The organism is Nitrincola sp. A-D6, assembly GCF_000764495.1.
Taxonomy (GTDB): Bacteria; Pseudomonadota; Gammaproteobacteria; order Pseudomonadales; family Balneatricaceae; genus Nitrincola.
This window is the reverse complement of sequence record NZ_JRLB01000006.1, coordinates 77,803-102,539: the sequence shown is the minus strand read 5'-3', so window position 1 is coordinate 102,539 and position 24,737 is coordinate 77,803. Positions and strand designations below refer to the sequence as shown.

Annotated in this window: 19 protein-coding genes and 1 pseudogene; 2 read left to right on the top strand and 18 right to left on the bottom strand. The window is 49.4% G+C overall.

Annotated features, from left to right (window positions below):
* From LH51_RS01245 to LH51_RS01160, 18 genes and pseudogenes are all read right to left on the bottom strand, one after another.
* Positions 1-609, bottom strand: coding sequence for an acyltransferase (locus tag LH51_RS01245; RefSeq protein WP_036519026.1), 609 nt, complete (start codon positions 607-609; stop codon positions 1-3).
* A gap of 31 nt (positions 610-640) precedes the next feature.
* Complete coding sequence (locus tag LH51_RS01240) at positions 641-1,588, bottom strand: Gfo/Idh/MocA family oxidoreductase (RefSeq protein ID WP_036519022.1); 948 nt, start codon at positions 1,586-1,588, stop codon at positions 641-643.
* Positions 1,589-1,604: 16 nt separating this feature from the next.
* Entirely contained in the window at positions 1,605-2,882 is a 1,278-nt protein-coding gene (gene tviB / locus LH51_RS01235; RefSeq protein WP_036519019.1) for a Vi polysaccharide biosynthesis UDP-N-acetylglucosamine C-6 dehydrogenase TviB, read from the bottom strand.
* A gap of 150 nt (positions 2,883-3,032) precedes the next feature.
* Positions 3,033-4,427 (bottom strand): MBL fold metallo-hydrolase RNA specificity domain-containing protein, encoded by a 1,395-nt coding sequence (locus LH51_RS01230; protein ID WP_036519016.1) that lies wholly within the window; start codon positions 4,425-4,427, stop codon positions 3,033-3,035.
* Between the two features lie 92 nt (positions 4,428-4,519).
* Positions 4,520-5,686, bottom strand: a complete 1,167-nt coding sequence (locus tag LH51_RS01225) for a nucleotide sugar dehydrogenase (protein WP_036519014.1) — start codon at positions 5,684-5,686, stop codon at positions 4,520-4,522.
* An 82-nt stretch (positions 5,687-5,768) separates the two neighbouring features.
* A complete protein-coding gene (locus LH51_RS01220; RefSeq protein WP_036519011.1) occupies positions 5,769-6,470 on the bottom strand; it encodes a hypothetical protein in 702 nt (233 codons plus the stop codon).
* 258 nt (positions 6,471-6,728) lie between these two features.
* Positions 6,729-7,226: a transcription/translation regulatory transformer protein RfaH gene (gene rfaH / locus LH51_RS01215; protein ID WP_036519008.1), complete on the bottom strand. Its 498-nt coding sequence runs from the start codon at positions 7,224-7,226 to the stop codon at positions 6,729-6,731.
* 217 nt (positions 7,227-7,443) lie between these two features.
* Positions 7,444-8,142: a response regulator transcription factor gene (locus tag LH51_RS01210; RefSeq protein WP_036519066.1), complete on the bottom strand. Its 699-nt coding sequence runs from the start codon at positions 8,140-8,142 to the stop codon at positions 7,444-7,446.
* A gap of 22 nt (positions 8,143-8,164) precedes the next feature.
* Positions 8,165-10,105, bottom strand: a complete 1,941-nt coding sequence (locus tag LH51_RS01205) for a sensor histidine kinase (protein ID WP_036519005.1) — start codon at positions 10,103-10,105, stop codon at positions 8,165-8,167.
* Positions 10,105-12,219 carry an HlyD family efflux transporter periplasmic adaptor subunit gene (locus LH51_RS01200; protein WP_036519003.1) on the bottom strand — a complete coding sequence of 705 codons (2,115 nt, stop codon included), beginning with the start codon at positions 12,217-12,219 and terminating at the stop codon, positions 10,105-10,107. The genes LH51_RS01205 and LH51_RS01200 overlap by 1 nt, the downstream gene beginning before the upstream one ends.
* Positions 12,213-13,010, bottom strand: a complete 798-nt coding sequence (locus LH51_RS21085; RefSeq protein ID WP_036519001.1) for an HlyD family efflux transporter periplasmic adaptor subunit — start codon at positions 13,008-13,010, stop codon at positions 12,213-12,215. The genes LH51_RS01200 and LH51_RS21085 overlap by 7 nt, the downstream gene beginning before the upstream one ends.
* A 56-nt stretch (positions 13,011-13,066) precedes the next feature.
* The gene (locus tag LH51_RS21080; protein WP_036518999.1) at positions 13,067-13,552 is read right to left on the bottom strand and encodes a hypothetical protein; all 486 of its coding nucleotides are present in this window, start codon (positions 13,550-13,552) and stop codon (positions 13,067-13,069) included.
* A gap of 9 nt (positions 13,553-13,561) precedes the next feature.
* On the bottom strand, positions 13,562-14,236 hold the full coding sequence (locus LH51_RS01185; protein WP_036518997.1) for a hypothetical protein: 675 nt from the start codon (positions 14,234-14,236) through the stop codon (positions 13,562-13,564).
* A gap of 55 nt (positions 14,237-14,291) precedes the next feature.
* A complete protein-coding gene (locus LH51_RS01180) occupies positions 14,292-16,268 on the bottom strand; it encodes a VCBS domain-containing protein (protein ID WP_036518994.1) in 1,977 nt (658 codons plus the stop codon).
* A gap of 257 nt (positions 16,269-16,525) precedes the next feature.
* Positions 16,526-20,557, bottom strand: coding sequence for a DUF4347 domain-containing protein (locus LH51_RS01175; protein WP_036518992.1), 4,032 nt, complete (start codon positions 20,555-20,557; stop codon positions 16,526-16,528).
* Positions 20,558-20,606: 49 nt separating this feature from the next.
* Positions 20,607-21,362 carry an efflux RND transporter periplasmic adaptor subunit gene (locus tag LH51_RS01170; protein WP_081960605.1) on the bottom strand — a complete coding sequence of 252 codons (756 nt, stop codon included), beginning with the start codon at positions 21,360-21,362 and terminating at the stop codon, positions 20,607-20,609.
* The gene (locus tag LH51_RS01165) at positions 21,362-22,936 is read right to left on the bottom strand and encodes a TolC family protein (protein ID WP_052063331.1); all 1,575 of its coding nucleotides are present in this window, start codon (positions 22,934-22,936) and stop codon (positions 21,362-21,364) included. Before LH51_RS01165 ends, LH51_RS01170 begins: the two co-directional genes overlap by 1 nt.
* Before the next feature lie 286 nt (positions 22,937-23,222).
* Positions 23,223-23,785 (bottom strand): annotated as a pseudogene (locus LH51_RS01160) (DUF1415 domain-containing protein).
* Positions 23,786-23,899: 114 nt separating this feature from the next.
* On the opposite strand from LH51_RS01160, the gene LH51_RS01155 reads away from it, so the two are divergent.
* Positions 23,900-24,187: a type II toxin-antitoxin system TacA family antitoxin gene (locus tag LH51_RS01155; RefSeq protein WP_036518989.1), complete on the top strand. Its 288-nt coding sequence runs from the start codon at positions 23,900-23,902 to the stop codon at positions 24,185-24,187.
* 14 nt (positions 24,188-24,201) lie between these two features.
* Positions 24,202-24,684, top strand: coding sequence for a GNAT family N-acetyltransferase (locus LH51_RS01150; RefSeq protein ID WP_235263386.1), 483 nt, complete (start codon positions 24,202-24,204; stop codon positions 24,682-24,684).
* The last annotated feature ends 53 nt before the right edge of the window (positions 24,685-24,737 follow it).

The window sequence follows — 24,737 nt, the reverse complement described above, 5'->3', positions numbered from 1 at the left end:
TCATTCGCTCGCAGAGCGAGCTCCTACAGGTGGTATTTGTTTGGTTAGCTGGTTGCCGTTTAGGGTGTAGATGGTGCCGGTGTGTTCACAAGTGGCTTTGCCTTGCCCATTAAGAGGTAGATCCAACTGTTCACCGTGCTCGCTCATCCAGCCGATCTGTCTGGCGGGTACTCCAACCATGAGTGCATAGGGTGGTACATCTTTATTGATCACCGCACCCGCACCGATGAAGGCATATTCGCCAAGGGTGACACCGCAGACAATAGTGCAGTTGGCCCCTAGTGTTGCGCCTTTTTTGACAAGTGTGTCGCGGTATTCGTTTTTTCGTTCAATCAGGGAACGCGGGTTATATACGTTAGTGAACACCATGCTCGGGCCGCAGAACACACCCTCTTCCAGGTGTACATTGTCATAGACGGACACATTGTTTTGAATTTTACAATGATCGCCGATAGTGACTTGATTACCTACAAAAACATTTTGGCCTAGAGAGACACCCTTTCCTATTTTTGCACCACTGCATACATGAACAAAGTGCCAAATACGGCTGCCTTCACCTATTACCGCACCGGGATCGACTATTGCAGATTCGTGGACTTGATAGTTCATTTTATTTTTACTTCGCTCGCGGAGCGAGCTCCTACAGATTGTTTAAGAAGGGGTGGTAATCACCTGTTAACCCTAAGGGAGTAGCTTCACGAATATGAGAAACGGTATCTATTGCCACTCGGTTTTCTTCTAAGCCAAAACCCCTTCCTTGCAGAATCTCTTCATAGCTTCGTGTGTGTAGATCAGTAAATCCGCCGGAGAATTCAATGTCTTCACCATCACAGGTAATGGATCGGAAAGTACGTTGACCTGTAGCGCGAACCTCTGCTGGGACATCGTTAACATCGATGGATAAGAACCAACGCACACGAGCTTGTTCATATTCAAGGTAGCCAGCAGCCTTGGTATCGCTGCAATAATGCACTCGATTATCTTGTAATTCACCAAAGATAAAATGCAGCATATCGTAAAAATGCACGCCGATATTAGTTGCGATGCCACCTGATTTTTTAGTATCGCCTTTCCAAGATTGTAAATACCAATGCCCACGTGATGTGATGTAGGTTAAATCCACCTCATACTTACGATCTTTTGGACCATTCTGAACCTTGTCACGCAACGCAATAATGGCGGGATGTAAACGTAACTGCAGGATGGTGTTAACTTTTTGGCCTGTATCTTTTTCAATATCCATTAATCCATCAATATTCCATGGATTTAACACAAGCGGCTTTTCACAAATAGCGTCGGCTCCTGAGCGCAATGCAAAACGCATATGTGAATCATGTAAATAATTCGGTGAACAGATGGCTATATAACTTACTTGTCTATCACTTTTTGAGCGACGTAATTTATCAATATGTCGATCAAAGCGTTCAAACTCTGTAAAAAAATCGGCATCTGGAAAGTGGCTATCAATAATACCCACAGAATCATTGATATCGAGCGCGGCAACTAAATCATTGCCTGTATCTTTGATGGCTTTCATGTGACGCGGTGCAATGTATCCGGCCGCACCAATCATGGCGAAGTTCTTCATATGCTAATAACCCCTTTTAAAGACGTAAATCAGATTCGTGTTTAGCCAGCACGAGTTTAACATCGTAAAGAACATGCTTAGGTTTACCTAACGCCCTGATCTTCAGTTCGCCCCATTTTTTAAAGTCTGAGTGGTCCACAGCCAAGACAATCGCATCGTAGACACCATTAATGAGTTCGGTTTCTAACTTAAGGCCATATTCGTGTTCCACTTCGTATGGATCAGCCCACGGATCAAAGACATCGACATTCATATTAAAACTTTCAAGTTCTTTCACCATATCAATGATTTTGGTATTACGTACATCGGGACAATCACCTTTAAAGGTAAAACCGAGCACCAAAACACGTGCTTCATCGATATGAATTTTTTGTCGACTGACCGCTTTTACAAGCTGTGTAGCCGTATATTGTCCCATACCATCATTAATGCGACGACCTGCTAAAATGACTTCTGGTTGATAACCCACTTCTTTAGCTTTATAGGTTAAGTAATAAGGATCGACACTGATACAGTGCCCTCCTACAAGGCCTGGCTTGAATGGCAAGAAGTTCCATTTGGTTCCAGCGGCTTCAAGCACTTCTTGCGTATCGATACCCAGAATATTAAAGATTTTTGCAAACTCATTGATGATGGCAATATTTAGATCACGCTGGGTATTTTCGATCACTTTGGCCGCTTCAGCAACCTTAATGGAGCTAGCTAAATGAGTTCCTGCTGTAATGATGGACCGATAGAGTTGATCCACTAACTCGGCAATCTCAGGTGTAGAACCTGATGTAATTTTTTTGATTTTGGTTAGCGTATTGACCTTATCACCCGGGTTTATTCGTTCGGGACTGTATCCCGCGAAGAAGTCCACATTGAACTTCAAGCCTGAGCCTTTTTCAATAATTGGAATACACACTTCTTCTGTTGCGCCTGGGTAAACGGTTGACTCATAAATCACGATATCACTTTGTTTGATCACCGTAGCTAGCATCGCAGATGCTTTACGTAGTGGAGTCAAATCTGGTGCATTGCTCTCGTCAATGGGAGTGGGTACCGTAACGATGTAAACGTTGTAATCTGCAAGTGCTTTTACATCATATGCATACTTAAGATGACATGCAGTTTTAAGCTCTTCATCAGTCACTTCCAGTGTAGCATCATGACCAGAAACCAGTTCATTAATGCGTTTTTGGTTGATATCAAAACCGAGCACATCGCGGGTTTTGCCAAACTCTACGGCTAAGGGTAAACCTACGTAACCTAGACCAATGATGGCGATTCTGGTGCTTTCAAGATTGAGCATTTTATAAATCCTAGACAATAATATATATTAACTTATTCAACCGTAACCGACTTAGCCAAACTCTGTGGCTTATCCACCTCTGTATCTTTAATCAGCGGGACATGATTCCTTGTTAAATACTAAATAAAATGATCGTTTAAGACCTGATTTTCACGGCAACAAAACCTGAACCACTTTATTTTTTCGGCTATACATCGCTTCAATCTCCCCCTTCAACACCCTTCGCGCCTGTTCCTGCCCATGCACCAGTCGAATCTCACTTGGCCAGTGTTTCATGCGTTTGATGAAGTTGAGCAGGTCTTTCTGGTCTGAATGGGCGGAGTAGCCGCTGATTGTATCAACGCCAGCTTTGATGTTGTAGCACTTGCCATCCAGTTCTACCCAGCCATTTTTTGGCCCGTATTTCTGGATTTTACGGCCTGGTGTGCCGGAGGCTTGGTAGCCGACAAACAACACCTGGTGGCGTGGGTCTTCCAGCATCGCCTTAAGGTAATTAACGATACGACCACCGGCACACATGCCACTGGCGGCAATGACTATAGCGGGACGTGTGCTTTTGGCTAAATACGCCACCGTGCTTTCATGCATCGCATGGCTATCGACTGTATAAAGGTTAGCAAAGTTCAGCGGATGACGTCCGGCCTTCAGGCGCTTTTGCGCTTCCTGATCCCAGTAGGGCTTGAGTGAGCGATACACCTGGGTAAAACGTGCGGCCAAGGGTGAGTCGATGATAATTTCCAGGTCTTTCCATAGGCCGCCCTGGGTGTGAATCAGTCCTTCCAGTTCATACAGCAGTTCCTGGGTGCGCCCGATACTAAAAGCCGGAATCATTACCGTGCCGCCATTGCTTAATGCCGTTTCGATGGCCTGTTGCAAGCGCTGGGCTCTGTCTCGGCGGCTGGGGTGCAGCCGATCGCCGTAGGTACTTTCAAGAATTAAGGTGTCGGCTTTATAGGGCGACTTGGGCGCAGGTAACAGAGGTGACCAGGGGGCGCCCAGGTCACCGGAAAACACCAGGCGCTGTTTTGTTTGTGTCTGTTTGTTACATAGGGCTACTTCTACATAGCAGGAACCGAGGATATGCCCGGCTTTGTGCAGTTTAACGCGTAGGCGCTGCTGTGGCGTATCAACCAGTGTGTGCCAAGTTTTGTAATCCAACGGTTTGAGCTGCTGTTGCACCTGCTGCTGAAACTGTTCAATCAGACGTGCATCTTTGGTAAAACCTATGCGCAGGGCGTCGTCAATTACCAACGGCAGTAGCTGCGCCGAGGGGTGGCTACACAGAATTGGTCCGGTGTAACCGGCTGCCAATAAATACGGCAGACGGCCTATATGATCAATATGCACATGAGTGACAATCAGTGCTTTAATTGTGCTGATGTCGAAGCTGACTTTGAGTTGTTCAAAGCTGTCCGGCGCTTCGTCTTCACCCTGAAACAAACCGCAATCCACTAGCAGGCTGTGCTGCTCATCGATGATGAGTTGGTGGCAACTACCAGTAACGCCGGAGGCACCGCCGTGGTGGGTTAGGGTTGGTTTGTGCATGTTACGTCCTTGTTTTGGATTATTCGTCCGAAGCGAGCTGTTCGCCCGCGGAGCGGGTTGTTCGCCCGGAGACCGGGCTCCTACAATTGAATTTAATCGCTGCCGAAGAGGTCGCGGGTGTAGATTTTGGTGGCGACGTCTTGTAAGTCTTCGGACAGGCGGTTGGCGATGATTACATCGCTGATCTGTTTAAATTCTTCCAGGTCGCGTATTACGCGGGAGTTGTAGAAGCTGTCTTCTTCCATGACCGGTTCATAGATGACTACTTCAATGCCCTTGGCTTTGATGCGCTTCATAACGCCCTGGATGGCTGAGGCACGGAAGTTATCTGAGCCGGATTTCATCACCAGGCGATAGATGCCAACCACTTTGGGATTGCGTTTGATAATGGCGTTGGCAATAAAATCTTTACGGGTGGTGTTGGCATCAACGATGGCACGAATCAGGTTACTCGGAACCTCATCGTAGTTGGCCAGTAACTGTTTTGTATCTTTCGGCAAGCAGTAGCCGCCGTAGCCAAACGAGGGGTTGTTATAGTGGTTGCCAATACGCGGGTCTAAACCGACTCCTTCTATGATCTGCTTGGTGCTCAGGCCATGGCTTTCGGCATAGGTGTCCAGTTCGTTAAAGTAGGCCACGCGCATTGCCAGGTAGGTATTGGCAAAAAGTTTGATTGCCTCCGCCTCGGTCGGGTCGGTGAACAACACCTGTACATCCTGTTTGATGGCACCCTGTTTGAGCAGTCCAGCGAAGGTTTCTGCACGCGCTGAGCGCTCACCAACGATAATGCGTGACGGGTATAAGTTGTCGTAAAGTGCCCGCCCTTCGCGCAAAAATTCAGGTGAGAAGATCAGGTTGTCTGTACCCAGTTCCGCTTTAATACTCGCGGTATAGCCAACCGGGACGGTTGATTTGATCACCATGATCGCCTGTGGGTTAACTGCCATCACATCCCTGATGACCGATTCCACACTGCGGGTATTAAAGTAGTTAGTCTGCGGATCGTAATCGGTGGGTGTGGCGATGATGACAAAATCAGCATCCTGATAAGCGTCGGCTTTATCCAGCGTTGCCCTGAAGTTTAACGGCTTGTTTTGCAGGAAATCTTCAATCTCGGTATCAACGATGGGGGACTGGCGATTATTTAACAGCGCCACCTTTTCTTCAATAATGTCGACGGCAACCACTTCATTGTGTTGTGCCAGCAGCATGGCGTTGGACAGACCAACGTAACCTGTACCGGCTATGGCGATTTTCATGCGCTCTCCTTTTCTTGCGCCAGCTTATCTTCAGCAAGGCTTTGTTTAACCCGAATGATAAATTCAGCAAAAAATGCACTCATCACCCTAACATCAACCCCAGCACTATGCCAAGCGCCAGAATGAGTTTAGGACTGATACCGGGGCCTGTTGATGATTTTATAAGTGGTAACGGATTCGCTGTAGCCGCAAGACTTGTGGAAGTGACTTGAGACAGTTCTTGATTGGAGGCCTGGCCTTGTTGCTGTTTGATTTCATCTGCCAGTTGCTGATGACGCGCTATCAGTGGCTCAGCTACGGCACGATGAAATGCACTTATTGTTTCATGCTGATCCAGCTTGCCCAAGGTAATCATGCGTAAGATATTACTACCCTCCTGGTTGATGCTGCCTCGGGATTCATAGCTGATATCCAGAACCAAGTTTTCAAATTCAGGCTTGTCAATGCGCGCCTTTATACTATAGGCATCTTCTATAAGTGTATGCACAGATGCCATGGGTTCGATAAACACAGTGGGTGTTTTGTAGCCTATCGCTATCAAGGTGGTGAATGCCAGGGTTGGATTGTCGCTCAGGGGTACAGGGAGTTGTGGGCGTTTTGTCAGGGCAAATACCCCGCTCATGATAACCACCAGGGCGAATACAACAAAAAACCAAACCTTACGGGCAATCAAAATTTTAGCGAGATCCACCAGGCTGATTTCATCATCCGCATACTGAGCGTAAGCCGGATGCATGGCTTGCGGGAATTGTGCATCGGGTTTGGAGCTATCCACTTTACTCATTTGACTTGTTGTCCTTGATAATCAAATTACTAACACTCAGGCAGGCTACCGCAGGGCATGTGCATTGAGCACTACCTTGCAAAACGGGCTTGTGCATTGTATTTCCATCGTATTTCTAACATGACAGCGTTGCCCGGTACATCCTTGCACCCGTTGTCAGATCTTTACTATTGTACCCTACTCTTTAAATGCAGGGCGAACCAACCAGAGTTATCCTTTAGTGTCCAGGACAGAGCCCAGGAACACTTCACTAATTTTTTAAAACATCACTTTATGAATACTACTAACCGGCACAACCAGGCGCTGTTGATGCTGCAACAAATTAAGCAGGAGCACCACGCGTTCATCACCATCGAAGGATTCAAACATGGCTTCCAGTTCACGAAACGGTCCTTCAGTAATGCGTACTTTTTCGCCCTTTTGCAGTGAGCACAAGGTCGTTTTAGTTTCACAGCGAGTTTTAAGTGCGGCAATAAGAGCAGAATCGATCGCCAAAGGCAGGCCGCCAAAAGAGACTAACCGGGTCACCCCACGGGTTGAACGGATAGGCTGCCAATCATCGGTGAGTTGATCCAGATGAATGAACAGATAGCCAGGGAACAGGGGTTCATCAAGAGTGACACGCTTGCCTTTACGAATTTTAGCCACTCGTATAATCGGCAGGTAACAATCGTATTGTTGGTTCTGCAGGTGCTCAAATGCACGCTGGGTCTCACCCGGTTTGCACTGCACCAGATACCAGTCGCGTCCATCCATTGATACTACTCCTTGAGAAACGCGTTAAATCTGTGCCAATTGTAACGTTTGGGTAGCCGGGAGTGAAGCATTGCGTTTCCGACTTTACCATTCGCCCGGGGACCCGGCTCCTACAAATGGGGGCAACCTTAAACTGTGTGGGAGCTCACTCTGCGAGCGATAGGGTGTTCGCCCGGGGACCGGGCTCCCACAGACCGGGCTCCTACAGACCGGGCTCCTACAATTTGCCATACTTTAATTCGATACTTTCCTTAAAGATATACCCCTTTCCTCGTATGGCTTTGATCGGGCTGGCGTTAAAGCTCTCCAGCAGCTTGGTACGCAAGCGGCTGATCAGCTTTTCCAGCCGACGTTCATCGTAAAGCATGAAATCTTCACCCAGTGCGCGGATTAACTCAGCTCGTGACACATGTGAAGGGTGTTTTTTAGCCAGCTCAACCAGCAGCACAACTTCTGAGGCTGTAAGCTCAAATACTGCTCCGGTATCGGGTGCTTCTAACTGCTGACGCGCTGCATCAATTTGCCATACACCCTGCGCCCTTTTCATGCAAATGCGCCTTAGCAGGGCACTGATATGCGCCAGTAACTCATCATACTCAAAGGGTTTGGTAAGGTAGGTATCAGCACCGGCTGAAAGACCGTCGATGCGATCAGACAACTCGCCACGAGCCGTCAGCATGATAATTCCGGTTTCTTCCCTGCGAGCACTCAGTTCCCGCGCCAGATCAATGCCATCAACATCAGGCAGGCCAAGATCAAGAATCAGAATATCATAGGCCTCCTGAGTGTGTGCCAGCATGAAAGCGGCGGCTTCACCGAATGATTCGATGTGATAGCCTTCACTAATCAACAGGTAAACAAGCTCTTCTCTGAGCGCATCATTATCTTCCAATACGGCGACGCGATATATGCTCATTTTATGACTGCTCTGTTTTTTATTATGACTGTTCTGTTTGCAAACAACAGCTGAATACAGTTCCGTCATCCAGGGTCTCAACCTGAAGCGTAGCGTTATATTGCTCGGTCAACTGTTTCACAACATACAAGCCAAGCCCGAGGCCTGGAACCGATGCCCTTTCATCGGCACGAAAAAACTGCTTAAACATATGGTTTCGCACATGTTCAGTCAAGCCTGGACCACTGTCCCTGACACTCCAGCACACACCCTGAGCACCTTTTCTTACCATCACATCCACAGGGGCGTCTGCCGGGCTGTACTTGAGCGCATTATCAATCAGGTTGCGCATCACAATATGACAGGCTTTTTCCGGCAACAGGTAATGATCCGGCATCGCCGATTCTGTATAGCAAAACATGATCCGCTTGCGCTCATTCTTATTGAATTCATCGATAACGGTCCAGGTCAGCTTAATAAGATCATAGGTATCCTGCTTGCCAGCCAGGCGTTCAATATCAGCCTGCGCTTTGGAGACACTCATAGTCAACAGTTCACTGATTCTTTTGACAGACTTGCGTATACGCACATACCTCAACCGCGTGGTATTATTTTCTTCTGTCTGATCATGAATTCTGATTAAAGACTGTGCCGCTGAATCGATCACTGTCAGAGGTGTGCGTATTTCATGTGACAGCATGGCCAGGAATGTCTGCGCATCTTGTCTTCGGGCACGTTCGGAAGCGGCTTCATAGCGAGCCAACTCAGCTGCCTGCTTTGCCTCCTCGACGGCTGTTTGAGATTTGCGGATCGACAGCATAATGACGAAGTGCAGTATCAGTTGAAATGAGAGTATTGTAATTGGCGAAATAAAGGATTTAAGCCCACTGCTGCCTATGAAACCATTAACATACATGCTGTTGAGACATGCAAAAAGGCCAAAAGCAACAAAGCCCATCACCCGATATTTCTTTTCTGTGTCAAATGACCTCCAGTCAGGCAACACAATCAGCGATACAGACAAGGGCAATAAGGCTCCTATCCAATTCATATAATTCATCACTTCAACAAATCTGCCAGTGAGTGTCATATAAAATGCGTAGCAGGTATGGAGTATGCCAACAATAAAGATCAGGTCGACTATCCACTTTCGCTTGAAGCTAAAACTAATGAGGCGATATATAAAAAGCAGTGCCAAGATGGCTGATATAATTAATGACAGCTTGAATATTTGATTTTGCTCGATCATTTCCAAAGAAGGCACCAGCCTTCGGGTAAGCCCGATGGATAACGACACAGTGACCAAAAGACTGATCTCATACAGGACAAAATTAATAAACAAAGCACTTTTCAACCAGATGCTGTTTATAAGATTTATGATTAAAATTGTCAGCAGCACACCTATAAGGATTCCCTCAAACACTATACTGATATCGATATAGCTCTCTAAGTTGATTTCCGGTATCAGTTTTACAAGTAGCAGGGAGGTGCTTGTGGTTTTCAAACGAAAATACACATCAGATGTACCCACAGGAAAATACGCCTGAGCCAGATGCAGCCGACTGTGGATATCATGCTCAGGATCAGCAACCTGGTCACCAACTTGCATATGCCGGATTAACTCACCATCCTGCATGATGAATATATCGACCTGATCCAGGTAGGAAGGTGTTATGGAAACACCCCATATTCCGGATGACGCTTGCGGCCTTGTAACCTGCGTATATCCCCAGAACGCCGAGTTGCTGTAACCTTCGCTGAATGAATCTGACGTTGGCTTGAATCGCCCCAACTGTCTTAATTCGACTATTTGATCAAGCAACAGCCTTGCAGAGGTATCTTCATAAATACTCAACTGCCCGCGGTCTAACGTCAGGGTATCCTGATCCAGGATGACCATATCGGCCTCTACTCTGGCTGAAAAAAACACCATCAAGGCAAGCAGGACTATAAAAGGCAGCCTGAGGGTTAAACAAGTGCGCATCAAAACCCGGACTCCCGAATCATAATGGCAATCAGGCGCTCAAGCTGCGGCCATAACCAGCTCCGGCGCTGCCCCTCCAGCACCAGCATTCCGGGTTCACGAACGCTTCCCAGGTACTCATGATCCGCTGATTCAACCAGCCTTAGGCTAAGCCTGTAGTGTGCCGTTTCGGGAATCAGCCTCTCACCACTTTGGCGTACAGCTATGGGCCCGCCTGACATGGATCCCAACTCATGATACGCAAGGGAGGAAACTGCACCTATATCAATTTTTTCAATCACAACAGGAATGGCGGGGTGTTGTCCGGTATTACTGATAAAGAATCCAGTTGTGCTTTCCGTCACCAGATCCAGGGAGCGTTCACTCAGGAAGCCTTCAACCTTGAAGCCACCTGGTTCAAAGAGTGTCAGCAGGTACTGCCCCTCTCCTACCCACTGGCCGGAATGAAGCGTTTCCATATTCGATACGCTACCTGCAATAGCAGCCTTAACCGCAAGGGCTTCCTGTCTGGCCTGCAGGCGTGCCATTCTGGCCTGCAACTGCCCGAGTCGCTCGCGGTTAACGTCTTGCTCGGCCTTGTCTTCCAGAGAGCTGGCCAATCTGGATAAGCGCAGTTCAGCCAGGTTGAGCTCTTCCTGTGTTTGTTGAATACTGTTTTCCAGTTCAGGGGCATAGAGCTGCAGCAGCTCAGCATCTTCAGCGACGCTGTCACCCGCTGTTTTTTTAACTTCGATAATCTGTGCGGCCTCAGGTGCATACACATAGTGCAGGTTTTCAGCTCTGATCACAGCCGGCACCCTGACTTCAGATGTTAAAGGCAGCAGAGCCGCCAATAACAGAATGACGGGTATTGCCCAGCACAGGAGTCTTATTGGGGTGAATGTAAAGTCTGACCAGCGTTCCCGCCAGACCTTGAGTTCCTTAATTACCGGCATAAGAATAAACCATAAAATCTCTACAACAAATAACAGAATACCAAGCACTTTAAAAAAGAAATGGTACACAAGCAGGGCAATACCCAGAAACAATAAGAAACGGTATACCCATGTAAACCAGGCATAGAAGATCAGAGTGCGGGCCTTGGAGCGGGTCATGGGCTCCGGCATAGGGTCATCAATTCCCCAAAGCCAATAGCGCAGTTTCCAGCGTCCCAGTGCAAAGGCCCGTTGCTGCAGGTTCTCAACACCGATCAGATCCGAAAAAGCATAATAACCATCAAAGCGTAAAAAAGGACTGACATTGACCAGCAGCGAGGTTATCCAACTGGTGGTTGCAACAAAAAAGGCGGCGCTACGCAGGGTACCATCCGGTAGCACGCCCCACAGAAAACTTGCCAACATGGCCAGATAGAGCTCTGTTCTGACCCCGGCTGTGACAATGCGCAGCCGATCTTTACGCGAGCGTAGCTTCCAGGCATCGGTTGTATCTGTATACAGCACCGGAAACATGACTAAAAAGGCCACCCCCATCGATGCAACCCGACAACCCAGTCGGCATGATACCAGTGCATGCCCCAGTTCATGCGCACTTTTTACCAACACCAGTGTGATGGCATAGAGCAACATCCCTTCAAGACTAAAGAAATGCAGGAAGGTACCGGTAAAACTGTCCCACTGTCTGATAATCAGGAACAAACCGATAAGACCACTAAGCAGAACAAGTTTCTCAACCAGTCCGGTAAACAGCCAGCTCAGGTGTGGCATTACCCTGGCCAAAAGCGGATCAGGCCTTAGCAGAGGAATGCGTATAAACAGGTAGTTGTGCAGTAACCAGCTCCAGACACTTTTTTTGTTTTCCAGCTTTTGTCGATGAAAATAGTCCGATGCCTGCTCAGTACGCGCCAAAACAAGGTGATTGGCAATCAAAAAATCAGCGAATGCCCGAATCTCTTCAGGCTTGTACTCAAACCCTTTTTGATTCAGCCACGCCGACATTTCCGTTGGCGTAGTACCGGGCTGCCAGTAGCGGATCAGCTCCAGTGCCGGTTTAACAAGACTGAAATAGCGATTGCGTGCTACATCGTGCAACAGCCATCTGGGGGCTCCATCCTCATCATGCGCTCCAGGCAGCAGCTTTAGATTCTGCCTGAGTGTCGGCAAACGTGCCTCTACCATCCCACCCATTGCCTCAGACTGGTCAGAGGTCGCCGGAACAGATAAAAGAACACACTGACACGATCCCCATAAATTTTTGCCGTTCCCTTCAAGCCAATTCTGGGCGGTGTCTGATGCTGTGCATCCAGATCTGCGATGAGTCGGTAGGCCATATCCTGGGTCTCGGTTTGACGGGGTTCATAAGCGGCATGTCTCAAGCTGGCCGACCAGGCATGAATGGGGTCATTATCAAAAAACACCCGGATATCAGCACCTGACAAGAGCACTATCGAGTCTTTGACCGGCAACATGATTTCCAGCTCGACACGCTGCGGATCAGCCACCAGCATGATGCGCTCACCCACTTTCACCGGCCTTCCACGCCACTCCATCGGGTCGTCCAGAACCGCTACACCGGTTATATCCGATACAATGCGTGCCTTTTCCAGCCGGTCCACGGCACGTTCCCATTGTAACAGGCGCAGCCTGACCTGGGATTCCAGTTCAGCCAGACGTGATTTATGACGCGGGTCCATAAACCCACTTTGCTGCACCGTTTTGAGCTCTGCCTGAGTTACCAGCAGTTCCTGATGAGCTATGGATTCTTCACTGCGCAACTCACCACTCTCCAGTTGTGCCAGGGTCTCTCCCTGATTCACCATCTGATTGGGCTGCACAAGCACCTGTTCAACCACGCCATCCAGCGGTGCGGCGACCACATGGGGCTTAGCAGGAATTACCTGTACCGGTGCAAGCGTACTCAGCCGCACCGGCAGCGCCATCAAAACCACCAGGCCCAGAAGGATAGCCACTACAACCTTGCGCTGTCGTAATCTTGGCCAGAATTGACGCAGGGGTTGCTGCCGCCTTAATGCAAACAGCGCATGTCCGGCACTGCTGCCAATATGCTGGCAAACACCTCGTTCACCTTCAGACCAGCCCTGCTCACGAAACAGTAGCAGAACTCCAGCCGCCTCCCCCCGCGCGCATCAATTACCAGTGGTTGCCAGAGCAGGTAGTCTGGCGTACCGAACTCCTTCCATTCCCTGGCCAGGCTATCCGGAACCTCTGTGCGTTTCACTACCCTCTGGGATAATGCCTTTTCATCAGCAAGAAGTGCCTCACTTAAGCGTTCAATCCAGTTGATAAAGGGTGAGGTGTAGTCAACCGCGGGTATATCCGAGGCCGCTTCTACTCTGGGCCGACGCAGGTTTTCGCCGACAAGCAAAAGCGCCTGAGTATAAGGTACACAGGTATGAGTCTGGTTTACCAGGGTATAAAACAACTGCGCAAGGTCGGATGCCTTGCGCAGTTGTTGCTCCAGCCCTAACAGGGCTGCAACAGAATCACTCACGGACTCTCCTTATGCAGATTGCAGCAGGGACATCAACCGTTCTCCATACTGATTTTGAGCTGCCAGCTCGGTTTCCAGTTGCTCAGACAGTGGAATAAAACTCACATCGGCTTCGGCTTCTGGCTGCTCCTGCAGCTGTTGTCTCAGCAGTTTTTCCAGATCCAGCTTGAGCTCAAGCACCCGAATCTGACCATCGGTGCCCATGGCCTGAATCCGAATAATGACTTCCCGCTGACCTGTCGGTGGATTGTTGATCGTCACTGACCCGGTTGCCGGGTCCAACGTAATCCATCCTGGCAGGCTGCTGCCATTACCCAGACTTCCACTATACTGCTGGCTACTGGCATTAGGACTGGTATCCTGAATATCGATGACCAATTCAGTACCCGAGGTACGCATAATACTTGTGACCGCCAGGGATACAACACCAAAGGCTTCCTGCTGAATATCACTAAAGATGACTTCACCTGAATCCGTCACTATAACATCTACCGATGCTCTCAGACTGGTGTTGCCATCAGGATTACGCGTCTCGGTTACTACAGCACCTTCTTCAGAGAATACGATACGCTCTGACCCGGTATCAGCCTGCACCCGATCGGCTTGTGGCTCACTCAGCCCTTCAAGCCCATCAAATCCGGTGTTGGAATCTCCACTTGAGCCAAAATCTGTACTGGCACCCATGAAACCGCTGTTATCAGCAGGATCAGACGAGCCACCCGAACTGACAAGCGCTGCATTACCGACAAATCATTACTGATCGGCTGAGGGTCTGCATCAGGCGGTGGCAGTGGTACATCTCCCCCCCTGTCACCCCACCGTCATCGGATATGACCGCTGTAACAGTCAACTCAAACCCACTCTTAACTGTCGCACCTTCGGCATCAATCGCCGTCAATTTAATCTGGAAAATACCTGACTTCTGGGCTGCACCAGTGATAACACCGGTTTCCGGATTGTAACTCAGTCCGGCAGGCAGGCCTTCAATCAGGAAGTCGAGATCTTCACGACTCAGTGAGCTGTCCTTATCACTGAACAGCACACTGATATCCAGACGGTACTGTTCACCCATCTGTACGATAGTCTGCTCACGAGTCAGCTGCGTCGATGTCACTTCCGGCGCATCATTCGTGCCGGTCAGCGTGAAAGTCAGAACCTCTGAATGGCTGGCGTCTTGTTCATCGGTTGCGGTGACCGTGTAACTGAAGGTAATAGTGTCGTTTTTATTCAGAAAATCCAGATTCAGTGAGCTTGCATCAAACTCCCAGGCGACCTGACCGTTATTGGCAGCGTCCTGAACACCGGTGCTGAACGCACTGACCAACTGCGCAGCCAGACCATTCGGCAAGGCGCCAACAACTGAACTGTCATTGCGTGACCAGACAATATCATTGTTGGATACGTAGCTGACATCAATCAACACCTGGTTTTCATCGGCATCACTGAATGACACCGTTCCTGACTGGGTAAGTGTTTGTGCCTTGGCATCCACTGCTTCAATAAAGTCAGTTGCTGCACTGACCTGCACAACCGGCGTATCATTGCTGCCAGTTATGGTAAGTGTCAGCGTATCGGTTGCTTCCAGACCACCCGAGTCCGTTACCTTAATTGTGTAACTAAAGGTGATGGTTTCGCCCGTGGCGAGGAAGTCCAGATCGGCATCTTCTACATCATATTCCCAGCCTACTGTATCGGGGGCACTGAGGCCCGTGGTTCCGGCTGCTGAAATGAAGCTGAAACCACTCCAGAGCAGGGTTTCCAGGCCGGCATTCAGAGAGCCGCCACTCCAGACCATATTGCTGTTTTGGGTAAAGCTGAGATCGAGCAGATCAGCATTATCCATATCATCAAAGTTGATGACCCCCTGTGCCTGCAAGTGCTGGGCACTTGCATCAATGGCCTCGGCAATATTATCGGCCGCAGAAACCGCTACCTCAGGGGCATCGTTAGAGCCATTGATGGTAATTGCCAGTACGCCGACATCAAACAGTTCAGTTGAATCCTTGACCGAATAGTTGAAGTGTTCGGTCAGGGTTTCACCCGGGGCCAGTGCCTGCACATCAAGGTTGTTCTCATCCAGGGTATAGGTGAAGTTACCGGAAGCATCCATCACAATCTGACCATAGCTGCCGGTCAGAGTGAAGCTGCCAGATGCAGATGTTGCTTCAATGCCAAAGCCCTCCAGGGTTCCGGTTCGAAGGTTAGCGAGGGTCAGCGTATCGCCTGCATTCTGATCAGTATCATTATCCAGCACATTGCCACTAACCGGCGTTGATGCTGGTGTGGCATTTGCTACACCACCGGCTTCGGTCATAGTAACTGCGTCATCATTGGCAACCGGCGCTACGGCTCCCAATTGGATATCTATGGCTACTGACGTAACAGTTTCCGAATTGTTCATATCATCGGTGTAGGTTGCCTGCACCCTGACTTTATGACCCCCTTCATTGGCAGTAGACTGATAGGTGCTGAAATTGGCGCCCGATATGTTGCTCCAGTTGGTGCCTCCATCAGTGGAGACCTGCCACTGGTATGCCGGGTCAGCTGTTGTGAGACCATCCGGATCACTGAGCGTGGAGGACAAAATACCGCCCACTGCCTGAGAACCCGCCACTGTAATGCTACCCGCATCATCCACATCAGCTACCGACAGAGCATCGGAAGTCGGGTTTTCAAACACGTTGCTGTCATCGGTATAGAAGGACTGTACACGCACCTGTTTACCCGCTTCCGCCTGAGTCAGTTGCAGAGAGGCTGATTGAGCCGCTGGGCGCGCTATATCCTGCCAGGTTACACCATTGTCAGATGAAACCTGCCACTGGTAATTCGGTGTATTGTTGGTTAATCCATTGTCGTCACTGGTGGATGCAGTAAGTGTCTGCCCCTGGGTCGGTGTACCTGTGATCGTTATCTCACCGGCATCGTTGGCGCTGTAAGCGGCAACGTCCTGATCACCACTGGCTGATGCGTCATTTAGGAACAGCGTGAAGGATGTGGTCTGGGTGGTCCCCCCTCCACTTCGGTACCTCTGATCAGAATATTCAGATAGGCATAGCCGCCTGGTGGGTTACCGTTCAGGGTCAGGTTACCGGTGCCATCCTGAGCAAGTATCAGGCCGAAGTCCGAAGCCGACGTTTCCACGCCGTTTTCGTCCAGGATAACGGCCTCGTAATCTATGCCATCCACACGTGGAACATTAGCGTTCGTTTCTGAACCCGTCAGAGTGCCATCGGGATCATTAAAGGGAGCAGCAAACGTCAGGCCCAATTGAGTTCCGGCTGTAACCGTCTGATCCGCCAGAGGTGAGGTAACCAGCACAATGGCATCGTTTGGATTGGCTATTTGTAATGTCAGTGCCAGCGCAGCGGAAGTGACCGGTGAGACACCATCATCAACAGTTGCGATTACTTCTATTGAAAGATCCGTGCTGCCGTCAGGTGGGTTACCGGTAAAGGTCCCGGTTGCTGTATCAAAGTTTAGCCAGCCAGGCAAAGCATCATGATTACTCAGGAGTGCCGAATAGCTTACTGTACTGCTATTCGAAGCTTTAATATCAAAAGCGTTTGCCGGTAGTGTATAGACGCCACTGCCCGCACCATTAATAAGTGTACCCGTCACACCTCCATCTTTGGGAGTTGCTGCGGTATCTGGAGCCGTTGCATCATAAACAACCAGTTGGAACTGGGTTGACGCTGTCTGCTGAGAATAACCACCTTCCTTATCATCAGTAGCAACAATTTTTATTAACAGGTCGCTCACGCTGCCATCACCAGACAACTTCACATTGTTGTTATCAAAGATCAGTGCCGGGCCTTGCGTACCATCAATAAGGGTCTCCACGCCAGTTGCAGGATCGATGATATAGGCAGAGTAGCTCAAGCCTTCCGGACTGTCGCTATCATTGAATGTGTTGGCAGGAATCTGTAGCTCCCATGCGACTCCCCCGGCATCAATGGAAGTCCAGCTCATCTCATTGACCACTACCGGTGCCTGATTGTCAGCCGTATCGGTCAGGGTTAGAGTGAAGGCACTGGTGGCCTGTTCGGAGCCGTCATCCAACGCACGAATTTCAATAGTCAGATTCTTATCTGCCCAGGTTGCGCTTGGATCACCGGTCAATGTCCGCGAGTCGACATCAAAAGTGAGCCAGTCTGTCGCACTACCTTGGTTTTCGGTCACTGAAGCTGGTATTTCATAGGGTGTGACTGACACACCATTTTCTTCAGTTACCCAGGCGCTATAAGTAAGCCCGGTGCCTTCAGCATCGGTGAAGGTGTTGGCTGGCACTTGCCAGGTCCAGCTTCCCTTACCTGAAAAGCTCTGCCCGGTCAGCGCGTTAGCTAGCAGAGGGGTATCATTGGCGCCATTAAGGGTAATGGTAAAGTCCTGCAGAGCAACACCACCATCATCATCACTGACCTTGAACTGGAAAGTATCTGTAACAACCTGATCCTGGCGCAGCGCGTTGATTGCATCCCATTTATCTGGCGTGTAGGTCCAGCTATTGTTATCGGTGGTATCCAGCACCAGAGTGCCATAGCGACCGGACAGTTGCCAAACACCTGATGAGGTTTCTACTCCGCCTCGAATAACCAGTGCCAGCAGACTGGCATCGGTTTCAATATCACTAACCTGTAACTGGCCTGTCAGCACGCCCTGCGTCACAGTCAAAGGATTGGAGGCAGAATCTACTTCGTTGGTTTCAGTCAAGGTTGTGCTGTTCGCTGTATTTTCAAATACGGGAATATCATTGACCGAGGTAACCAAAATGGACAGATTACGTGTTTGAGTGCTTAAACCATCGATTGGCTGAGCCGATGTTGTATCATAAATCACCCGATCAGCGTCCGTTGTACCTGATGCCAATCCGGCACGCGTCTGGTCAACACCACGCAAACTCAGCGAAGCCGGTTCGCCGTGGTAATCCGTAGCCGGGTTAAAACGAATACGGGTATCCGCTGCCAGCAACAGCGCTTCTGTTTCACTGACACTGCCAATATCACGCCAGGTTGAACTTCCCGAAACCTGATATTGCCATACACCCTCAGTTGCATCGCCGGCCAGAGGATTATCGGTAATGAAAACACCACCCAGCATATCGCCGTTATCCACGTCGGAGAACACGCCACCAAACAGCTGCGTCACTGTTCGACCTTCATTCACCAACTGGTCTTCAAGTATCGTTGGCAACTGTGCATCCCCCGCCAGCGAAGACGGATCATTCACGGCGGTGATGGTCAGATTCATGGTGTCAGAATCAGTCACTCCATTGATATTTCGGGTCGTCAGTGTGATTGTTTTAGAGGTAGACGGATTATCAGATGTATTCTGATACTTCACATTCATGCCTAGGTTTGTGATGACCTCATCGGTGACAGCCGCCTTCTCAACCCGAATGTTATCTATGTACATGGAGGCACCAGCAAGGGTTCCTCCGGTACGGTCGAAGGTACCGGACACAAATACAAAGCTGTAGTTGCCATCCGTTGGAACCGCAACAAACTCGGTACCGGAACCGCGCGTTCCCCAATCAGCAAACACCAACTGAGCACTGCCGGTATCAGCATTCATCAGATAGGCAACAACATGATAGTCGTCGTTAATATTATTGGCCTGCCAGTCGAACTGCAGCACCATGCCTGCATCAGCTGCAAATACATCACTGTAAGCAGCTGGCCCATGCACAACACCATAGCTTGTTGTTGTAAGGCGTGCCTCTTCAAGCCGCAGCCTGCCCCCGTCTATCTGTACTACAGGGCTGTCATAGGTACCAAAGGTAGTACTGGAGGAGTGTCTATCGTTGTCATCCCGACCGGGAGTCTGAGATGGGTAATATTGACTGCCAGGCTCGGGGATAGTCCAGGATTTGCCATTGCTAAAGGTAAATTTAGTGGAACCCAGATCAACGTGGTTGCTAAAGGCATTCCAGCCACTATTAAATGGTTGCGAGAAGTCACCATTGGTCACCGGTGATGTACCCGGAATGGTGGCGTTATCGAAATTGATCCTCAGTGCACGACCATCCTGGCCATTGTAGAAATTATCAATATTGCCGATTTTAAGCAGCGGCTGTCCCGCTCCCATCCCGACATAAACAGTACTGCCCTGAACAGACACCTGATCTTTAACAGTCGGGTTAGCCGAACTGTCTAAACGCAGAAAATCCTCGGCCTGCTTATTGCCGGTTACTTCAAACTGGATATAGCCGGTGCCATAGTTCTGTCCATTAGTAATGGTAATACCGTCTCCTAAGGAGATTTCACCCTGTTGCTCGGTATAGGACTGGTCACTCAGACCTGTAACGGTAAGCGTGTGATTGTAGCCCTGGACCGCCCGACTCAGTGTTTCTATCACGCCACTATTGGCTTCCAGCTCCCAGTCACCTCCCTGTTGCTGAGAACCGGTCAAATCAGTAGAGGCTGCCACATCGGCACTGGTCAGTTGGGCTACCAGATCGATAAACGACTGGCCAGCATTGTCAGCGCCGACAGAGCATCCATACAGCATCAAATCACCGTCTTCGGTCAATGACTGCCCCAGTGTCGACAGCAATTCGGCATTGGCCTGCAGGTTTTCGCCATTCAGCGTCAGTGTACCCAATTGAAGTTCACCGACATCCCCGTGGCTGTATAGATGAATCGCATCAATATCGGTCTGGCCCTGCAAAGCGCTAAGCATTTGTTCCAGGCCGTTCTGACTGGTATCAAGCAGGAAAACTTCAACGTCACTACCCAGCCCTTCAACCAGTGCCTGATAATCTTCAACACCTGTATCAACAAATGCCACTTCGCGACGGGCACTTTCATTGCCGGTTGGTGCGGGTGCGGCAAAATGCACACTTTGCTCGGCGGAATCACTGTGAACGGCGTCATCCTGAAATGCTACGTCGGTGGTCATTTCAACAGTGGTGGCAACAGCCGCACCATCGAGCAATATACGTGGTTCAAGTGCTGTAATCAGTGGCTTGCGGTGAAAGCGCAGTGGACGTGAGGTTTTCTTATTCATGGTCTCATCCTTTCATTTACGGCGCAGTCAGCTGGCCGCCAGGCATCATTCATCGGGCAGGAGGAACGTCAAAATAGGCCGTTGCACTCATTCCCGGTATCAGGTTCGAATTATTATTCAGGGTTGCCCGCAACATGATTGTCTGACTAACAGTATCAATCGTCGGGCTGATAGCGGTGATCTCTGCATCGGCAGACACCGAAAGTTCATCCACTCGTAAACGCATAGGTAGCCCTGGTTCAAGCCATGTTAACCAGGCTGCCGGTACAACAACTTCCGCTTCAAGCTGGTGATCACCCACCACCTCTATCAGTTCCTGTTGCTGGCGGATGTTCTCATGGGCATTGGTCATCAAACTCACCACACGGCCATCCCAGGGCGCACGGATCTCACATCTGGCCGTATTCAGATCTGCAATTCGCAGCTCAGCCAGAGCCTGGGCGTATTCTGATTGAGCCAATACCACATCAAGCTCTCCAATGGAGTTAAGTGTACTCAGCTCTCTGGCATTTTCATGTTTGATTCGAGCAGCACGGGTTTCTGCGCTGACCTTGGCTTTTTGTGCCTCATACAGCTCACAATCAAGCTCGACCAGAAGGTCGCCTTTGACAAAGCGATCCCCTGGCCGTAGTGGTAGCTGGATAACTTTTGCAGCTAACTCACCGGAGATCACCGCACGGTCGACTGCCTTTATCACCGCCATCGCTTCATGTGTATGTTCAGAAGCGAAAGCAGAGGCAGCCGATGCAGTCACTACACCCACCGCTATTAGTTTGATCAATGGTCGTAATGACTGTAGCCGCATCAGATCACCTTACCCTGTTGATCTTCAACCTCAGGCAGCCCCGCTTCTGTCTGTTCATCAGCCGGTATGGCAGGCAGGTTAATGATGCCATCTTCCCACTGCTTGAAACGTATACCTACCTGCTCGCTGAGATCGTGTAAGGACTGCATTGAGTAGTCCTCCGGCAGCAAATCCATACCCATGGATACGTAAACACGACCATAACTGTTTTGCAGATCGGCGTAAGCAACGTCGCGACGCAGCTCCGCCAGCACTGTATTCAGCGACTCACGGATAAGATCCAATTTGGAGGTGCGGTTCATACGCGCGGCATTCTGTGTTTGTTCACTGATACGCTGAGCAACTTCAAGATAATCACCTGCCAGATCGAAGCCTTTGCGTGCCTGCTCATAGCGAATACGTGATAGATGCACCTGTGTCAGAACGACCATGGAAGAGGCAAGTCGCTGCTCCTCTGCCAGGGCCTCACGTGTTTTAGCCATTTTGCGTTCAGTGCTGACTTTAAATACATCGAACAGATTCCAGCTAATCTGGGCACCAAAACTGGTCCAGTCCTGATGTAACAGGTAGTCGCTGCTATCATTGTAAATACCTGCAGTCAGATTAATTCCCGGCAGCATGTCGATAATCGCTGCACGAGCCTCAGCGGCTGATATACGCTTTTGATAGTGAGTTTCTATCAACTCAGGACGTTGCTGCAGGGCAAGCTCTTCCATTTCCCCGATGCCAAGCATCAGCTCGGGAACATGGAAAGAAGGGGTATCTACGTCAGCAAGATTGAATTCAACACCAGGCTTCAACCCCATCAGGCCTGCCAGTTCTGTCTTGGCACCCATTAAATCCTGACGCAAGGACTGCAGTGCCCGTAAAATATCCAGTAATTCCCGCTGGTAGTACAAGGCTTCCAAAGGCGGCTGCAAGCGCTTGCTTTCAACCTGACGTGAATCACGCAATGCACCGGCAGCATCATCAATCAAAGGATTGATTTTACCCAGCAGGCGCTCTGCTGATACCGCTCTCCAATAAGCAGCACGCACATCCTGGGTAATATTATGCAGTACCTTGCGCTCGCGTTCTTTGCTGATTAAGTATCGATCGGCATATTGGCCGGCACGCACATACGAAAGCCCGAAATCCAGTATATTCCAGGTAAAGGCTACATCGTGTGTACCACGCTCCTTATCCTGTGAAACAGAATAGCTACCACTGGCAGGCGTCAGTTCGCCGGTTACCGGATCAAGCGTTGCACTCTGTGATGCCGCAAACTCATCCCGCTTGGAGTAGCCCGCTGATGCGGTAAGGCTAGGTAGCATTTGGTGCCATGCAAGATCTACCTGGCCCTGTGCCAATGCAGCTTCCAGTGCTTTCAATTTCTTATCACGATTATTGAGAACAGCACGTGCGATGGCTTCATCCAACGTCACAGAGCCCTCAACAGCCTGATCACGAGACAGCAACTGAATATCTGTCTGAGCAGTAGTCACCAGTTGATCAGAAGGAATTTTATTTGGAGTTACCGAACACCCACTGATTACGAGGGCAAGAGAAGTGGCAAGCAGAGTCTTTTTATACATTGTACATCTGTCCTTTACACCGAACTGAGAAGGGAACAATTATTAGCTATGTTTTATATCAGAATTTATCGGTGCAAAGCTGACCAAAGCTGACATTTTCCAGCTATTTCCATAAAACAGCGAAAAAGATGCACCTAACTGAAAAGTCTGGATTCTGGTTGGTAAATTTAAACAGGCCAGGCAGGATTTTCCATTTAATTTGCTCGCCTGTAGGAGCTCGCTCCGCGAGCGATAGGGCTTTCGCCCGGGGGACCGGGCTCCTACAAATTACAAAACGTGTAGGAGCTCAATGAGAAATCCAAGGGAAGAGGGCTCGACGCTCCTCGTCATTCAATTCCCCAACACGTCGGATATTGCGTTCAGGTATGCCTTCAGCATCAGGATGGCGCTCAATCGCATCAGCAACACTTGCTTCTCTGAGCAGATGAAGTAGTGGAAAAGGCGCTCTGTTTGTCAGATTTTCGGAATCATCAGACTGCGTGCCACCAAACTGATAGTGCGGATGAAAACTGGCAACCTGATACTGATCTACACGATCAATTGACACCAGGCACGCATCCGCCAAATCCAGAAAATCATTGTAATCAAGAAAGTCTGGCCAGAGGTTCGGAAATGCCAGAATGGTCGTTTCCAACGTTTCAGGCTGGCTTGCTTCAAGACCTTGCAACTCTTCAACCATAAGCGCCAGCGCCTCTTCCTCTGTTGTAACCGTGCTGACCCGTATGCGTATCAGCCTTCCCGATAAGGCTTGTGTGCAAATGGACATAGATTAAGACCTATCACCACCTGCTCCAGCCATTGCCGCACAAGCTCGGTCGCTTGCGGGATATCCTGCGTTGATACTGTCATGTCGAGAAAAGACCTCTGCATTGATAATAAAGATATTGTAACTTAAATTGCATTTATAAAGGCACCGTTTTGACGTACAATTATTTCATGTTTTTTACATCGAGGGTATTTAGCATGAATGTAGCCACAGATACCAAACAAGACCGTATCAATCTCCGCTTGAAACCCAGTGCCAAGAAGACGCTAGAGCGTGCTGCGAGCTTTGAAGGAAAGACCGTCAGCAATTTCATCCTGACCAGTGCGTTGGCTCATGCCGAAAAAACCATTCATGAGCATGAAGTCATGAACTTGAATAGCCTAGACTCTGAAGCCTTCTTCGATGCATTGGTCAAGCCAGTCCGCTTCAATAAAAAACTGGCTGCCGCCTTCGAGGAGCATGAGCAGCGTGTCACCAGCAAATGACCGATTGTTCAAGTTTGATAATACGACCACTGGATGGCGATCACGACAGATCTGGATTCCATTGTGGTGTAGCCTCACTGGATGACTACATTCAAAAGCAGGCCCGCCAAGATGTGAAGCGCCGTATCAGCCGGGTATTTGTGGCAACTACGATGGAGCAGCCGAATAGTATTGTGGGCTATTACACGCTCTCCACCCTGTCGATTGAACTCAGTCAGTTGCCTCAAGCCCTCGCTCGAAAACTCCCACGACATCCTGTTCCAGCAGCCTTACTTGGCAGGTTAGCGGTAAATCAAGCAGCTCAGAGCCATGGGGTGGGACAAATGTTGTTGGTCGATGCCATCAAGCGAACGCTAGCCGTCAGCGATGAGATTGCCATTTACGCCATGGTAGTCGATGCCATTGATGAGCGAGCACAGCACTTTTATGAACAATTCGGTTTCTCGCTTCTCAGCTCAGGAAACCAACGCCTATTCCTTCCACTAAAATTCATCTAAATCTGTGAAACGATATGATCGATATGAAACACCTGTTCCCGATTTGGGAAGCC

Excerpts from the sequence above, each read along its gene's own strand:
- LH51_RS01245 (WP_036519026.1), bottom strand. The coding sequence starts at position 609 with ATGAACTATCAAGTCCACGAATCTGCAATAGTCGATCCCGGTGCGGTA.
- LH51_RS01240 (WP_036519022.1), bottom strand. The coding sequence starts at position 1,588 with ATGAAGAACTTCGCCATGATTGGTGCGGCCGGATACATTGCACCGCGT.
- tviB (WP_036519019.1), bottom strand. The coding sequence starts at position 2,882 with ATGCTCAATCTTGAAAGCACCAGAATCGCCATCATTGGTCTAGGTTAC.
- LH51_RS01230 (WP_036519016.1), bottom strand. The coding sequence starts at position 4,427 with ATGCACAAACCAACCCTAACCCACCACGGCGGTGCCTCCGGCGTTACT.
- LH51_RS01225 (WP_036519014.1), bottom strand. The coding sequence starts at position 5,686 with ATGAAAATCGCCATAGCCGGTACAGGTTACGTTGGTCTGTCCAACGCC.
- LH51_RS01220 (WP_036519011.1), bottom strand. The coding sequence starts at position 6,470 with ATGAGTAAAGTGGATAGCTCCAAACCCGATGCACAATTCCCGCAAGCC.
- rfaH (WP_036519008.1), bottom strand. The coding sequence starts at position 7,226 with ATGGATGGACGCGACTGGTATCTGGTGCAGTGCAAACCGGGTGAGACC.
- LH51_RS01210 (WP_036519066.1), bottom strand. The coding sequence starts at position 8,142 with ATGAGCATATATCGCGTCGCCGTATTGGAAGATAATGATGCGCTCAGA.
- LH51_RS01205 (WP_036519005.1), bottom strand. The coding sequence starts at position 10,105 with ATGCGCACTTGTTTAACCCTCAGGCTGCCTTTTATAGTCCTGCTTGCC.
- LH51_RS01200 (WP_036519003.1), bottom strand. The coding sequence starts at position 12,219 with ATGGTAGAGGCACGTTTGCCGACACTCAGGCAGAATCTAAAGCTGCTG.
- LH51_RS01185 (WP_036518997.1), bottom strand. The coding sequence starts at position 14,236 with ATGGGTGCCAGTACAGATTTTGGCTCAAGTGGAGATTCCAACACCGGA.
- LH51_RS01175 (WP_036518992.1), bottom strand. The coding sequence starts at position 20,557 with ATGAATAAGAAAACCTCACGTCCACTGCGCTTTCACCGCAAGCCACTG.
- LH51_RS01170 (WP_081960605.1), bottom strand. The coding sequence starts at position 21,362 with ATGCGGCTACAGTCATTACGACCATTGATCAAACTAATAGCGGTGGGT.
- LH51_RS01165 (WP_052063331.1), bottom strand. The coding sequence starts at position 22,936 with ATGTATAAAAAGACTCTGCTTGCCACTTCTCTTGCCCTCGTAATCAGT.
- LH51_RS01155 (WP_036518989.1), top strand. The coding sequence starts at position 23,900 with ATGAATGTAGCCACAGATACCAAACAAGACCGTATCAATCTCCGCTTG.